The organism is Kitasatospora sp. NPDC034533 (assembly GCF_055575155.1).
Window position 1 is genome coordinate 19,748 of sequence record NZ_JBVITE010000078.1, and the last position, 13,687, is coordinate 33,434.

A 13,687-nucleotide genomic window follows, 5' to 3' on the forward strand; every position below is an offset into this window, starting at 1 on the left:
CGGCGGAAGCGGGCCGATGGCCGAGCGCGGCCGGCCCGCTCGGCGCGCCGTCCGAGTCGAGGGTGACGTCGAGGTCGGGGTCGAAGCGGCGGGTGGTCCGGTGTCACACCAGGTTCTTGCGCATCAGCGTGCACATCGTCTCGTACCGCCGCAGCGAGCCGTCCTCGGCCTCCACGTCCCAGGCGTCGGGCTCGCGGCCGAAGGCCCGGTAGCCCAGGCGCTCGTAGGGCGCGGGCCCGCGGGTTGCTCTCCTCCACCCCGAGTCGGGCGCGGGTCAGGCCCCGGGCGCCGATCCGCTGCTCGGCGGAGCGGATCAGCAGCGTGCCGATCCCGCAGGACCGCAGGGCCGGGTGGACGCCGAGCTGCCAGAGCGTGCCCGCGCCGGGCTCGACGGTGTAGTCGACGCCGCCGAGCGCCACCGGGAGCCCGACCGGCGTGCAGACCGCCAGGTAGTCGATCTCGCCCGCCTCGGCGCGGCGGATCTGGTGGACGAGTTCGCGCACGTGCTTCGGGGAGCCGGCCCAACCGCAGGACGGCAGGTCCGCTTCGGTGAGGGCGCGCACCGACAGGTGCAGCCTGATCTCCGCCATCGCCGCGCCCCCTTCGACTCCCCCAACCCGGCCGTCTGCCATTGCAGCAAGCCGATCCCCGTGCCATCCAAGGGGTTTCGGACCGGCCCCGGCCGACAGGATCGCCCCGAGAGACCGGCGCGCCCCTCGGCGAGATCGTCGCAGCGCAGGGAAGCTGACCCAGGGGGCGGGCGGCGCAGGAAGTCGGCGGGTCCGACTTCCTGCGCCGCGGACTTCCGGCGAGGGACCGCTGGGGCGCAGCCGGGTGGTCCGCCGTGGACCGGCTGCTCTGCCGCCGGCTTGGTGCGTGGCGCGTCGAGGGCTGACACGCTGCCATGGCTCGTCGGCTCGGCGCTGGGGTCCCCGCACGGTCCACGGCCGAAGCGACTGTGACCGGGATTGGTCCACCGTGATCGGAAGGCGGTTCGCGGGAGGAGCGCACGCGCGGCGGCTGGTATTACTGGGGGATGCAGGAAGAGACGGCACGCTCCGCGATCGACACGTTCATCTCCGCGTTCAACGCCTCGGACGACAGCTATGTGGTCGCCCTGCTCTCCCGGGCCCTGACCTCGGACGTGGTCTTCTGGGGGCCGCTGGGCCGCAGCGAGGGAATCGCGGCGGTCGAGCAGTTCGTGCTGGACATCCGCCGCCACCCGGCGGGGACCGGCACGATGGCGCGCTGCTCGGAGGTGGACATGCCTGGCGAGTGGGCCCGGTACCAGTGGGTCTTCACCACGCCGGATGGCGGCCCCCGCTTGTCGGGAACGGATGTCGTCCATCTGCGGCGGAGCCTCATCGACCAGGTCATCGTCTTCGCTGGGGAGATCGAGCCGTCCGCCTCCTGAGCCCGTCCTGCCGCCGCCACCTCGGTGGCGGCGGCCTGAGGGCGGGGGCTACGGGGTGCCGAGGAGTTGGGCGCGCAGTGCGGCGGCGCCGGTTTCGGCGAGCCAGTCGGCCAGGGTGCGCAGTCGGGGGTGGATGACCCGCAGGGCCTCGATGTCGGCGTGCCAGCGGTGTCCGGCGGCCCACTGGGCGCGGACTTCGGCGAGCTCCGGGTTCAGTGCGGCGGCTTCGTCGTGGGTGAGCTGCTGGTAGCGCACCGGGATGCCGGTCGCGGCGCTGATCGCGGCGGCGGCCTCGACGGGGGTGGGGGCGTCGCCGGCCAGTTCCAGGGTCCGTCCGGCGAAGCGGTCGGGCTGTTCGAAGGCCAGGGCCGCGAACTCGGCGATGTCCTCCAGCGCGATGATCTGGAGGGGGTCGTCCGGGGTGAAGAGGTGGCGGTGGACGCCGTCGGCGATCCCGTCGAGGCCGAGGCCGTTGTTCCCGAGGTAGTTGGTCATGAAGCGCACCGGGCGCAGCACGGTGACGAGCGGGATGCGTTCGCGCAGGTACTCCTCGGTGCGGCGTTTGCCCGGTGCGGCGAAGGCCGCGCCGGAGGTGGAGGCGACGCCGGTGAAGACGACCTGGCGGATTCCGGTGGCGGCTGCGGCGTCGGTCAGGGCGCGGCCTCGGGTGAATTCCCGTTCGGTGTCGGTGCCCGACGGGCCGTAGGCGACGGGGGGTACGGCGAACAGGGCGGTGGCGCCGGCCAGGGCGGGTTCGAGGCCGGCGGGGTCGTCGAGGTCGGCGTGGGCGAGTTCGGCTCCGGCGCGGGCGAGGGCGAGGGCGGCGGGTGCGGTGCGGTCGCGTACGAGGGCGCGGACCGGGTGGCCGGCGGCGAGCAGGCGGCGTGCGGTGGCGCCGCCCTGTTTGCCGGTGGCGCCGGTGACGGCGACGAGGCCTCGGGGTGCTTCGGCGGCGGTGCCGGCTTCGGTGCGGGTTTCGGTGCCGGTACGGGTGGGTTCGGTGGTCATGTCGTCCTTTCCTCTTCCGAGGGATCTGGAATACTCCAACCCGGTTGGCTTCCGGGGGACAAGGGGTTTCGTGACATGGCGTCAGTGACCGGCGGTAGCGGCGGCGGTGGCGGTGGCGGTGGTGGCGGTGGTGGTGGCGAGCGGGCCGATGCCCGCCGCAACCGGGCGAAGGTGCTGTCGGCCGCCGGGGAGGCGTTCGCCGAGCACGGGTTCGACGTCCCGCTCGGCGAGATCGCGCGCCGGGCCGGGGTCGGCGCGGGCACCGTGTACCGGCACTTCCCGAGCAAGCAGGCCCTGCTGGAGGCGGTGTTCGCCCGGCAGCTGGACGAGCTGGTCGCCTCCGGTGAGCGGCGGATGGCGCGGTTCGCGCCCACCGAGGCGTTCTTCGGGTTCCTACTGGAGGTCGTGGAGACGTCCGGGCGGCGCGGGCCGGTGTGCGAGGTCGTCTCGGCGGAGGCGAGTTGGCCGCGTCCGGTGCTCACGGCCTCGGTGCTGCGGTTCCGCCAGGTGCTGGCCGCCCTGCTGCGCGCGGCGCAGCGGGCGGGCGGGGTGCGGGCCGGCCTCGGCCCCGAGGACGTGGCGTCGTTCGTCGTGGGGTGCGCGTCGATGCTGGGCGCGCGCGGTGACCGGGTGGCCGGGCTCGATCTGGTGCGGTTGGCGCTGGAGGGTCTGCGGCCTTCCGGTTCCGTCACGGAACGTCCGGTCTTTCGTGACGGCCTGGCGAGCGGCTGCGCGGAGTGCGGGGCGGCGCTCACCGTCCGGGCCACCGGCCGCCCGGTGCGCTACTGCGGTGCCACCTGCCGTCAGCGGGCCCGCCGCCGGCGCCTGGCCGGGTGAGGGGGCGGGGCGGGCGCGCACGGGTGCCGGCCCTGCGCCGTGGTGCCGGCGCCGCGCCGTCGGGCGGTGGCCGGCACCCGTGCGCGGCGGGTCAGTTGTCGTTGTTGACCTTGGTGTAGGCGGTGCTGTAGCCGGTCGGACAGTAGAGGGTGTCGGTGCCGTCGCCCATGTGCCAGGAGCCGATGACCGTCGTCTGGTTGCCCTTGACGTTGTCGTTGTTGCAGACCAGCACCAGCTGCCAGTGGTTCTTGGTGGCGGTGGTCTGGCAGCTCACGGAGCCCCAGTTGGGCCCCTGGGTGGTGCTGCAGTACGAGGTCGCCGACGCGCTCGGCGCCGCCGTCACCCCGGCCGCCACCAGCAGCGCCGCACCGGTCCCCAGAGCAGCGATTCGACGCATGGCCTTCTCCTTCGCCGTGTTCCGAACAAGGTGTGCGGTCAGCATGCCGACGATGTGATCGGTTGTATCCATTCACGGCACAAGTGGCCGAAACCGGCTGTTCCGCTTACCCGGCGGCCGGTGTGGGACCGGGCGTGCGGGAGTGCGCGCGGTGGTGGGTGCGCGTCCCGCGCCGGGCCCGGAGAACAAGGCCGCAGGCCCGGACCGTGGTCGCGGTCCGGGCCTGCGGTTCCTCACCCGTGGTTCCTCACCTGCGGGGCGTCATCTGCGGGGCGTCACAGCTTGGCGCACTGGCCGCCCTTCGGGCCGCTCACCGTGTTGGCGAGGCCGCCGTCGGCGGGGGGTGGGGTGTTGCCGGAGCAGTCCAGCGGGCCGCGCACGGTGGTGCCGGCCAGCAGGGTGGCGCCCTGGTTGAGGGCCAGGTGCAGCGGGCCGGCGACCGTGGTGCGCAGGAGGGCCGTGGTGCCGGTGGTGCCGCTGACGGCAACCGGGCCGTGGACGGTGGTGTCGCTGAGCACCAGCGTGGCCGCGCCGCGGGCGGAGAGCGGGCCGCTCACGGTGGAGTCGACGGCGACCAGGGCCGCGCCGGGCTGCACCAGGACCGGGCCGTCGATGCTCGCGCCCTGGAGGCAGGTGACGCCGGAGGTGACGGCGAGCGAGGAGTGCTTGCCGCGCACGGTGGTGGTGCAGGCGGGCACCGCGCCGACGGTGAGCGGCTGTTCGGCCTTCACCCCGCCGACGGTGACGCTCAGCGTCCCGGTGCCCGGGCGCAGCCCGGTCAGGGTGCCGGTGGCCGGGTCGTAGGCGGCGACGGCGGTGCGCGGGGCGCTCGCGGCGGTGCCGATGTGCACGCCGTTGCCGCCCCACTGGGCGGTGACCGGCCAGGCGACGGGCACGGTGCGCTCGCCGTCCTGGCTGAAGGTGGCGTTCACCGGGGCGGTTTCGAGCAGGCCCAGGGCGGTGGGGGCCTTGAGGTCGACGGCGTCGGCGCGGGCGCGGACCTCGGCGCGCAGCCAGGCGGAGGTGTCGTCGCCGACGGCGTAGGGGTCGCCGACGCGGCCGGCGGCGGGGTTGAGGCCGAGCATGGTCCAGCCGGTGAAGCCGCCGCGGTCGGGTTCGGAGGCGGGGCCCTTGCCGGAGTTGCCGTTGATCAGGTGCGGGACTCCGTCGATGCTCTGGGCGTGGAAGGCGCCGACGTGGCCGGTGACCATGGCGGCGGACTTGCCGCCGGTGCGGAAGTCGGCGAGCCACTGTTCGACGAGGGCGGCCTCCTTGCGGTCGGTGAGCCGGCTGCCCTGGTCGGGCAGGGGGTCGCGGGTGGGGTGGTGCTCGAAGAGCAGCAGGCCGGTGATGGCCGGGTCCTTGGCGGCGCCGTCGAGGGCGGTGCGCAGGGTGGCGATCTGGTCGAAGCCGCTGCCGCGCAGGGTGCCGAGCGAGCTGTTCAGGGTGACGAAGCGGGTGCCCTTGACGTCGAAGACCTGGGTGGTGTCGCCGAAGGCGGCCTTGAAGTTGTCGATGGTGCCGGGGCCCATGACCTCGTGGTTGCCGGGCACGTAGTGCCAGGGGATGCTGTGGCCGGTGAGCTGGTCGAACTCGTCCAGGATGGTGCGGGCGAGGGCGAAGTCGGCGGGGGCGGCCTCGTCGACGAGGTCGCCGTCGATGACGAGCAGGTCGGGCTTGGCGGCGGCGATGTCGCGCAGGGTGCGGCGGGCGGCCTGGACGATGTCGCTGTCGGGGGCGCGGGCGATGAACTGGGCGTCGGACATGACGGCGACGCGCAGCGGGCGGCCGTCGACGGTGCCGTGGGTGAGCACGACGGGGTCGGTGACCTTGGGCCGGGCGGGCAGGTCGACGTCGGGGGCGACCTTGACGCGCAGGTCGGCGAGGGTGAGGGCGCCGGTGTAGGAGCGGGCGGCGCTGGTCTCCATCAGGCGGAAGCGCTGGAAGGTCAGCGGGTACTGGACGCCGGCCGGGATCGGGAACTCGACCTTGCGCCAGCCGGTCCAGGTGACCATCGGGGCGTCGAGGTTGGCGGTGACGCCGGCGGCGGTGCGGTACTGGATGCGCGGCCAGGCGCCGTTGCCGTCGCCCTCGATCCACATGGTGACGGCGCGGGGCTGGCCGGGCAGCACGATGCCGTCGGGGGCGATGGCGTACTGGCCGCGGGTGCCGGTGGACCGGGTGAAGTCGTAGGACAGGCGCAGGCCGTGGGCGCCGTCGGGGCCGGGGGCGGGGGCCACCGAGCCGCCGGGGGCGCGGTCGTTGCCGGACTTCCAGGCGGCGGCGTCGGAGAAGTCGGCGAAGGGCTTCTCGGTCATGCCGACGGTGACGGCGACGGCGCTCTTCAGGGAGCCCACGGTCAGGTCGAGGGTGGCGGACCTGCCGTCGGCCAGGGCCTTGAGGGCGAGGGTGCCGTCGGGGGCGGTGCTCGTCTCGACGACGCCCTCGCCGCCGGTGACCTTGATGTCGGCGGCCTCGACGGGGGCGCCGTGGCCGAGCGCGTCGTAGCCGGTGACGGTGAGGCGGGCGGTGGCGCCGGCGCCGTCGAGGGCGATCGGCTCGTTGCCGGCGGTGATGCGCACCGCGGGGCCGAGGACGGTCAGCGGCAGGGCGGCCTTCTCGGCGCCCTTGGCGGTGACGGCGACCTCGGCCGGGCCGGAGGCGCGGCCGGTGACGACGGCGTCCAGGCCGCGGCCCTCGACGCTCACCCGGGCACCGGTGGCGGTGGACCAGGCGGTGGCGGGGACTTGGGCGGTGACGGCGCCGTAGGCCTCGTCGTGGGGCAGGGCCCGTACGGTGCGGTGCAGGCCGGGGAAGACGCGGGCGGCGGTGTCCACGGCCTGGGCCGGGCGCAGCCGGAAGCCCTTGGCCTGGCCGGAGCCGGGGGTGGAGAAGAGGCCGAGGCCGTTGGCGACGGCGCGTTCCCCGCCGTTGTCGGAGGGGCTGCTGACGGTCCCGGCCTGCTGGGCGCCGGGCAGGCGGGCGGCCATCGCGGCGGAGCCGCCGCCGTCCATGTTGAGGGCGTTGTGGGCGCCCATGTCGCGCATCAGGACGGCGAGGTCGGGCAGGTTGATGCCGGGGCTGTCGGCCTGCCGGCCGTCGATGGTGACCAGGTACATGCGCCGGTTGTCGGCGGAGAAGCCGACGGCGGTACGGGCGTTGGGCTCGTTGCCGTCGTTCTCGCCGGAGCGCTGGGCGACGCCGTCGGCGACCAGGACCTGGTAGCCGCCGACCGCGACGGCGACCTCGCCGAAGGAGGCGCGCGGGCGGTAGCCGACGGTGACCCGGTCGCCGGGCTTGAGGTCGCGCAGGGCGCGGGCGCCGGCTTCGCGGCCGACCAGGACGGTGGCGCCTTCGGGGACGGCGCCGCCGAGGGTGTCGCGCACCGCGGTGACCTTGCCGTCGCGCAGTTCGACCTCGGTGACGTCGGTGGAGCCGTTCGCGACGTGGGCGCGGGTGGCGTCGCCCCAGGCGGGGGTGAACACCCCGACGCCGTCGGCGGGCAGGCCGTAGGTGTTGACGCCGGTGAGCGCCAGTTCGCGGCCGTCGGGCAGGCCGGCGTGGCCTTCCAGGAAGACCTGGGCCATCCGGGCCAGGCCGTCGGTGCCGACGGTGACGGCCTGGTTCCAGCCCTCGACGGGGGCCTGGACGAGGCCGTCCTTGCGGGAGACGCCGACGCCGAGGGGGGCCTCGGAGGCGTTCATGTCGAAGTAGTCGCCGTTGATGGCGGCGACGGCTCCGGCGCCGCGGGCCATGTCGCTGACGGTCTGGCGGGTGGTCACCTTGCCGGAGGACAGGTAGTCGACGCTCAGGCCCTTGGTGTCCAGGTCGGCGACGAGGACCTTGCCGCGGATCCAGCCGGGGCCGCCGAGGCGGTCGAAGGAGGTCATGGTCAGGCCGGGGGCGATGGGGGTGACCTCGCGGCGGGTGACGACCGACTCGCCGGGGCGGTCCAGGACCAGGCCGGGGTCGGCGGCCTGGGCCCGGTTCTGCGCCGAGGCGGAGGCGGGGCTGGGGGCGGCCCAGGCGGGGGTGGCGAGGCCGGGCAGGCCGGCGGCGAGCGTGGTGGCCAGAGCGAGCGCGGCCAGGGCGCGGCGGCCTCGGGTACGGGTGCCGGTGCCGGTGCCGGTGCCGGTCAGGGTGTGGGCGGGCGGGGGTGGCATGCGGGGTTCTCCTCGGGCGACTTCGTGCTCGGACGGCGGCGGGCTCGGGCGGCTGCGGCGGCGTGCGGGGCGCCGCGGCCGTCGTTCGCCCGCGGACGGTGCGGCCCGGGGGCGATTCCCCCAGGTCGGGGGCAGCCAACCGTGCACGGACGACCTCCAGTCCACGGCCCGGTGAACCGGTCCGCTCGGCGCCGCGAACAGGCGGGCCGATCCGGTGCGAAAGCTGACGTACCGCCACGGAGCGGGTACCAGCGGGGCGGGCCGAACCGGGAGGTGTACCACCCGAACTGGGCGACGGCCGGGCCGCAGGAGCACGTCGTGGATGTCGCCGTGCCGCTGGGCCCGCGGTGAACCGCCCGTCGCCGTACGGGTTTTCTGGACTTGTGGGTCCATTTTCGGCTGCCTACCGTGCTGCCCGTTCCCTTCTCCGCCTCCGAACGAGCCCGTACAGGAAGGTGTCATCCCATGCACGCGATCCGGATCGAGGAGCACGGCGGCCCCGAGGTCATGCGCTGGAGCGAGCTGCTGGACCCGGTGCCCGGCCCCGGCGAGGTGCTGGTGCGCCTGGGAGCGGCCGGCGTCAACTACGTGACTCCTCCCCCGCGTGGACGCGGGGGCTTCTCGCTATCCCCGGCGGGTTTCGCGACGGACCAGCCCGGCCCGTAGGACGTTGACGGCTCCCACCGTGTCAGCGTGCGCCGTATGGTCGCAGCTGACGCAGTGAAAGGTCTCCTGAGCAGGCCGGTTCTTCGCCGTGGTGTGTCCGCATCCGGGGCACCGACGTGAGGTGTTGCGGGGGTCCACAGCGATCACTTCCCGCCCGGCGCTCTCAGCCTTGGCACGCAGGACCGCGAGGAACACCCCCCACCCGGCATCGTTGATCGAGCGGTTCAACCCCGCCTTGGCCCTGGCCCCGTTCGGCAGGAACACCCCTGCCCGCTCGGGATCGGGCTTCGGCACGGAAGCCCTGACCATGGCGCGGATCCTGAGGTCTTCGTGCGCGATGAAGTCATGCGCCCGGACCAGGTCAAGGGCGGTCTTATGAGCGTGGTCAAGCCGTTGGCGGCGGACTTTCCGGTGCAGCCGGGACACAGTCTCCACGGCCTTACGACAGCGATTGCTACGGAGCTTGCACCGTGCCAGCGCCCGCTGCGCGGCTTCGAGCTTCTCCGCGGCGTTCCGGCCGTAGCGCGGGCTGGGGACGAACCCGCCATCGGAGTCTGCGAGAAAGTTGGCTACTCCCATGTCGATGCCGACCACGGACCCGGTCGAGGGCAGCGGGTCGGGCTCGCTCTGCTCGGCGGTCAGCACCACGTACCAACGCCTGCCCTCGCGCTTCACCGAGACGGTCTTGACCTTGCCGACGACTGGGCGGTGTCGGTTGACCTTGACCTGGCCGATGCCCTGGAAGCGGACTCGGGTCGCCGGGTCGTGCGGAGCACAGTCCCAACGGCAACCGTCGCCGTCCTTGGGGAAGTCCACCGTGTCGAATCGGTTCACGCCGCGAAAGCGCGGGTATCCGGGCTGTTCGCCGGCCTTGGCCCGACGGAAGAACGCGGCGAACGCCTTGTCCAGTCGCCGAAGCGTCGCCTGCTGGGCGGAGAAGGACCACCGGCCCTGACACTCCGGGTCGAACGCCCGGATCTCCTTGAGCTGCGCGGACTGGTCACCGTACCGGACCGTCGTCCGAGACGTGTGCTGCCAGGCGCCGCGTCGCTCCTGCAACGCCCCGTTGTAGAGCGAGCAGTGATCCCGCAACATCTCGGAAAGCGCCTGCTGCTGGCTCACAGTGGGCCGCATCAGGAACTTGTACGCACGGATCAACTCGGCCCACCTCCCTCATCGGTCGGCGATCACCATGCCACACACCACTGACAGCGGAGCTGGACGCCGAGCGGGAGGCAGCGGCGCTGCCGGCCGGGATCCAGGGCGGGGTGCTGATCCTGATGACCACCGGCTCCGCCGACCACCTGGAGGCGGCACTGGACTCGGGGCTCGCCCGGCTGGGGATCACGCCCTGACGCGGAGCCGACGGGGAGCCCGCGGGGAGCCGGCAGGGAGCCGGCAGGGAGCCGGCGGAAAGCCCGCCGAGCGCCTGCGGCCGGCCGCGGCAGCCCCGTCGGCGGTCACACAGAGAGGTCGTTCCCGTACGCACGGAAGCCGCCCCGGTGTGACATGGGCCACATTTCCGGGCCCGCGAGAGGCTCCGGGTGACAAGGGTCACGCCGGTCGCGTCCTCGCGGCGCCCGGTGGCGGCTGCCCCCGGCAGGACTGGGCGGGAGCCGATCCGGCACGGGCGTAGGGCCTGTCCGCTTCGGGACCTTGGTCGCGAATCCGCTCGACCTTCGGCCCGGTGGCGCCCCGGCGAGGGCCGGGCAACCGTGGACGGTCGCCCGTTGTGACCGGGCGGTGGCGCCGTCCGACGTGGGCGGCGCTTTTCCCTGCCGTCTACCCGGCGCACGGTGCGCAGTGCGCGCCGTACGCTCCGGAGGACCCCAAGCACATGTCCCAGACCATCGACAACGCCCCGTATACCGCCTTCCACCGCAGGCTGGCCCTCGCCTGTTCGGGCGGGCCACTGCTCGACGGCTACATCCTGAGCATCGTCGGCGTCGCCCTGATCGGGATGCGCCCGGACCTCGGGCTCTCCACCGCCGAGGTCAGCCTGATCGGCGCCGCCGCCCTGGTCGGCATGTTCGTCGGCGGCGCGCTCTTCGGCGTGCTGACCGACAAGATCGGCCGGGAGGTGATGTACACCGCCGACCTGCTCGTGATGGTCGCCTGCTCGGTACTCTCCTTCTGGGTCGACGCGGTGTGGGCGATCGCCGTGCTGCGCTTCGTGCTCGGCATGGCCGTGGCCGCCGACTACCCCATCGCCACCTCACTGCTCGCCGAGTGGCTGCCCACCAAGCACCGCGGCCGCCTGCTCGGACAGCAGATCATCGCCTGGTACGCCGGCTCCGTACTCGCCTACGTGGTGGGCTACCTGTTCCTGGAGCTGGCCGGACCGGGCAGCTGGCGCTGGATGCTGGCGAGCTCCACGGTGCTGTGCGTGGTCTTCCTGGTGATCCGGCGCGGCTCGCCGGAGTCCCCGCGCTGGCTGGCGGCCAACGGGCGGGTCGGTGACGCGGTGCACGTGGTCGAGAAGCACCTGGGCGTGCGCGTGGACGGCCGGGAGCTGATGCCCGATCCCGCCGAGCGCGGCCGCCCCGCCGGGCTGCGCCTGCTGATGACCCAGCCCTACCGCCGCCGCACCCTGTTCTGCGGCCTGTTCTTCCTGTGCCAGGTCGGGCCGCTGTTCGCGATGCTCACCTTCGGCCCGCAGATCCTCTCCTCCTTCGGCATGCCGGGCGGCAACCTGATGGAGACCCTCGGCACCGGCCTGATCAGCCTCGTCTTCCTGCTCGGCTGCTACCCGGCGCTGCGCCTGATCGACACCCGGGGCCGGCGCCCCGTCATCATCTGGTCCTTCGCGCTGATGACCGTCCCGCTCGCGCTGCTGGGCGTGTGGCCCACCGCCCCGGCGGCCGTCGCGCTGCTGGCGCTGTGCGCGTACGCCTTCCTGTGCGGCGGGCCCAACGTGCTCGACTGGACCTACCCCAACGAGCTGTTCCCCACCGAGATCCGGGCCACCGCCGTGGGCATCGCCACCTCGGTCAGCCGGATCGGCGCGGCCGTGGGCACCTACCTGCTGCCGCTGTCGCTGACCGGGCTCGGCACCGGGCCGACCATGCTGATCGCCGCCGGGGTCACAGCGGTGGGGCTGCTGATCTGCGTGGCGTGGGCCGAGGAGACGCGCGGCACCGCGCTCGGGGCCTCGCCGGCCGCCGCCTCCGGCGCCGGTGCGCGCGCGGGGCGGGGGACCGTCCCGGCGCAGCGGGTGGCGCAGACGGCGCGCTGACGGCTTCGCGTACGGCTTCTGCGTACGGGTTTCGCGTACGGCCTCCGTGCACGGTCTCCGTCCACGGCTTTCGCGTACGGCTTCGACGGCGCCGCCCGGTTCGTCCGGGCGGCGCCGTCCGGCGTCTCGCGGGGCCGGCGGGCTTCCCGTCAGGCCAGGTCGCCGCGTTCGCGCAGCAGCGGCAGGAGGTGGTCGCGCACGGCCGGGGCCAGGCGGAGGGTGTCGTCGCGGCCGTCGGTCCAGCGCAGGTCGGCGAGTTCGGCGGCGGGGACGGGGTCGCGGTCCAGGGCCGCGGTGAAGACGGTCATCAGCATGGGCACGCCTTCGAGGGCGGCGGTGGCGCGGATGTCGGTGAGGTGGCGGGGGTCGACCGGGGCCGCGCCGAGTTCCTCGCCGAGTTCGCGGGCCAGCGCCTGGAGGGCGTCCTCGCCGGGGTCGGGCTTGCCGCCGGGGAGGTAGAAGACGTCGGGGGCGGCCTGCTTGCTGACCACCAGGAGCCGGCCGTCGCGGACGATCGCGGCGGCGGCGACGGTGAGCGGGGCGGCCTGGGCAGCCGGGGCGGCAGGGACGTCGGTGACTGCGGGGTCGATCATGGAACGGATTGTCGCAGGTGGGAGGGTGCGCGGAAGAGCCGCCTTGCAGGTATGTGCATGCACAACTATTGTTGGCGAGTGTAAATGCAGCCGCAAAAGTTGCACGCTCGTCGGCCCAGCACCCTGGCGCCGACCCACCGGGAGTCCGATATGAGCAGCTCTCTCTTCGCCCCCCTGACCCTGCGGGGCCTGACCGTCCCGAACCGGATCTGGATGCCGGCGATGTGCCAGTACAGCGCCGCCCCGGACGGCGACGCGGCCGGTGTCCCGACGGACTGGCACCTCACCCACCTCGCGGCCCGCGCCGCCGGCGGCACCGGGCTGATCATCACCGAGGCCACCGCGGTCAGCCCCGAGGGGCGCATCAGCCCGTACGACCTCGGCATCTGGAACGACGAGCAGGTCGCCGCCTTCCGGCGGATCACCTCCTTCCTGAAGAGCCAGGGCACCGTCCCGGCCATCCAGCTCGCCCACGCCGGGCGCAAGGCCTCCACCGAGCGCACCTGGGTCGACCGCGGGCGCCCCGTCGCCCCCGACGAGGAGTACGGCTGGACCCCGGTCGCCCCCAGCGCCGAGGCCTTCGACGCCTCCCACACCACCCCCCAGGAGCTGACCGAGGAGCAGATCGGCGAGATCGTGGGGCAGTTCGCCGACGCCGCCCGGCGCGCGCTCGACGCCGGCTTCCAGGTCGCCGAGGTCCACGGTGCCCACGGCTACCTGATCCATCAGTTCCTCTCCCCCGCGGCCAACCGCCGCACCGACGGCTACGGCGGCCCCTTCGAGAACCGCATCCGCTTCGCGCTGGAGGTCGTCGACGCCGTCCGCGCGGTGTGGCCCGAGGACCTGCCGGTCTTCTTCCGCGTCTCCGCGACCGACTGGCTCACCGAGAACGCCGAGGACGGCCGCGAGGGGTGGACCTCGCAGGACACCGTCCGCCTCGCCAAGGAGCTCCAGGCGCACGGCGTGGACCTGCTGGACGTCTCCACCGGCGGCATCGTCCCCGACGCCCGGATCCAGGCCGCGCCCGGCTTCCAGGTGCCCTTCGCCGAGGCGGTGCGCAACGGGACCGGCCTGCCGGTGGCGGCCGTCGGCCTGATCACCGAGCCCGCCCAGGCCCAGGCCATCCTCACCGAGGGCCACGCCGACGCCGTCCTGCTCGGCCGTGAACTGCTGCGCGACCCGTACTGGGCCCGCCACGCCGCCGCCGAACTCGGCGGCGAGGTCGCCACGCCCACCCAGTACCACCGCGCCTGACGGCCGCCGAGGGGCGGGGGGGGGGGGGGGGGGGGGGGGGGGGTCCCCCCCCCCCCCCCCCCCCCCCCCCCCCCAACCCAAAAAAGAGAGCCCACCCCCACCCCCCCCCCCCCCCCCCCC

General features: G+C 74.1%; 10 protein-coding genes and 2 pseudogenes. 6 read left to right on the plus strand and 6 right to left on the minus strand.

From position 1 onward, the window contains the following. Positions 1 to 103 precede the first annotated feature (103 nt). Positions 104 to 590: pseudogene (locus ACZ55U_RS34525) on the minus strand (GNAT family N-acetyltransferase). A 446-nt stretch (positions 591 to 1,036) separates the two neighbouring features. On the opposite strand from ACZ55U_RS34525, the gene ACZ55U_RS34530 reads away from it, so the two are divergent. Next, positions 1,037 to 1,414, plus strand: coding sequence for a nuclear transport factor 2 family protein (locus tag ACZ55U_RS34530; protein ID WP_465532715.1), 378 nt, complete (start codon positions 1,037 to 1,039; stop codon positions 1,412 to 1,414). A gap of 48 nt (positions 1,415 to 1,462) precedes the next feature. Here the strand turns inward: ACZ55U_RS34530 and ACZ55U_RS34535 are convergent, their stop codons facing one another. Further along, positions 1,463 to 2,422, minus strand: a complete 960-nt coding sequence (locus ACZ55U_RS34535) for an NmrA family NAD(P)-binding protein (protein ID WP_465532717.1) — start codon at positions 2,420 to 2,422, stop codon at positions 1,463 to 1,465. A 75-nt stretch (positions 2,423 to 2,497) separates the two neighbouring features. Between ACZ55U_RS34535 and ACZ55U_RS34540 the strand changes: the two genes are divergently transcribed. Further along, positions 2,498 to 3,259 carry a TetR/AcrR family transcriptional regulator gene (locus ACZ55U_RS34540; protein ID WP_465532719.1) on the plus strand — a complete coding sequence of 254 codons (762 nt, stop codon included), beginning with the start codon at positions 2,498 to 2,500 and terminating at the stop codon, positions 3,257 to 3,259. A gap of 91 nt (positions 3,260 to 3,350) precedes the next feature. On the opposite strand, the gene ACZ55U_RS34545 is transcribed toward ACZ55U_RS34540, so the two are convergent. Continuing rightward, positions 3,351 to 3,656 (minus strand): hypothetical protein, encoded by a 306-nt coding sequence (locus ACZ55U_RS34545; protein ID WP_465532721.1) that lies wholly within the window; start codon positions 3,654 to 3,656, stop codon positions 3,351 to 3,353. 275 nt (positions 3,657 to 3,931) lie between these two features. Then, positions 3,932 to 7,819, minus strand: coding sequence for a phosphodiester glycosidase family protein (locus ACZ55U_RS34550; RefSeq protein ID WP_465532723.1), 3,888 nt, complete (start codon positions 7,817 to 7,819; stop codon positions 3,932 to 3,934). Positions 7,820 to 8,284: 465 nt separating this feature from the next. On the opposite strand from ACZ55U_RS34550, the gene ACZ55U_RS34555 reads away from it, so the two are divergent. After that, positions 8,285 to 8,485 carry a hypothetical protein gene (locus tag ACZ55U_RS34555; RefSeq protein WP_465532731.1) on the plus strand — a complete coding sequence of 67 codons (201 nt, stop codon included), beginning with the start codon at positions 8,285 to 8,287 and terminating at the stop codon, positions 8,483 to 8,485. Here ACZ55U_RS34555 and ACZ55U_RS34560 read toward each other — a convergent pair. Further along, entirely contained in the window at positions 8,444 to 9,643 is a 1,200-nt protein-coding gene (locus ACZ55U_RS34560; protein ID WP_465532733.1) for an RNA-guided endonuclease InsQ/TnpB family protein, read from the minus strand. The two genes, ACZ55U_RS34555 and ACZ55U_RS34560, sit on opposite strands and share 42 nt — an antisense overlap. Positions 9,644 to 9,690: 47 nt before the next feature. Here ACZ55U_RS34560 and ACZ55U_RS34565 point away from each other — a divergent pair. Both ACZ55U_RS34565 and ACZ55U_RS34570 read left to right on the plus strand, forming a co-directional pair. Then, positions 9,691 to 9,840: pseudogene (locus tag ACZ55U_RS34565) on the plus strand (TetR/AcrR family transcriptional regulator); the annotation flags it as partial. A gap of 482 nt (positions 9,841 to 10,322) precedes the next feature. Next, on the plus strand, positions 10,323 to 11,720 hold the full coding sequence (locus tag ACZ55U_RS34570; RefSeq protein WP_465532735.1) for an MFS transporter: 1,398 nt from the start codon (positions 10,323 to 10,325) through the stop codon (positions 11,718 to 11,720). 149 nt (positions 11,721 to 11,869) lie between these two features. On the opposite strand, the gene ACZ55U_RS34575 is transcribed toward ACZ55U_RS34570, so the two are convergent. Then, positions 11,870 to 12,313 (minus strand): NUDIX hydrolase, encoded by a 444-nt coding sequence (locus ACZ55U_RS34575; protein ID WP_465532737.1) that lies wholly within the window; start codon positions 12,311 to 12,313, stop codon positions 11,870 to 11,872. 150 nt (positions 12,314 to 12,463) lie between these two features. Between ACZ55U_RS34575 and ACZ55U_RS34580 the strand changes: the two genes are divergently transcribed. Further along, positions 12,464 to 13,567 carry an NADH:flavin oxidoreductase/NADH oxidase gene (locus ACZ55U_RS34580; protein ID WP_465532739.1) on the plus strand — a complete coding sequence of 368 codons (1,104 nt, stop codon included), beginning with the start codon at positions 12,464 to 12,466 and terminating at the stop codon, positions 13,565 to 13,567. Positions 13,568 to 13,687 lie beyond the last annotated feature (120 nt).

Bases quoted from the DNA above. Each gene is read 5' to 3' on its own strand.
- ACZ55U_RS34530 (WP_465532715.1), top strand. From the start codon at position 1,037: ATGCAGGAAGAGACGGCACGCTCCGCGATCGACACGTTCATCTCCGCG.
- ACZ55U_RS34535 (WP_465532717.1), bottom strand. From the start codon at position 2,422: ATGACCACCGAACCCACCCGTACCGGCACCGAAACCCGCACCGAAGCC.
- ACZ55U_RS34540 (WP_465532719.1), top strand. From the start codon at position 2,498: ATGGCGTCAGTGACCGGCGGTAGCGGCGGCGGTGGCGGTGGCGGTGGT.
- ACZ55U_RS34545 (WP_465532721.1), bottom strand. From the start codon at position 3,656: ATGCGTCGAATCGCTGCTCTGGGGACCGGTGCGGCGCTGCTGGTGGCG.
- ACZ55U_RS34550 (WP_465532723.1), bottom strand. From the start codon at position 7,819: ATGCCACCCCCGCCCGCCCACACCCTGACCGGCACCGGCACCGGCACC.
- ACZ55U_RS34555 (WP_465532731.1), top strand. From the start codon at position 8,285: ATGCACGCGATCCGGATCGAGGAGCACGGCGGCCCCGAGGTCATGCGC.
- ACZ55U_RS34570 (WP_465532735.1), top strand. From the start codon at position 10,323: ATGTCCCAGACCATCGACAACGCCCCGTATACCGCCTTCCACCGCAGG.
- ACZ55U_RS34575 (WP_465532737.1), bottom strand. From the start codon at position 12,313: ATGATCGACCCCGCAGTCACCGACGTCCCTGCCGCCCCGGCTGCCCAG.
- ACZ55U_RS34580 (WP_465532739.1), top strand. From the start codon at position 12,464: ATGAGCAGCTCTCTCTTCGCCCCCCTGACCCTGCGGGGCCTGACCGTC.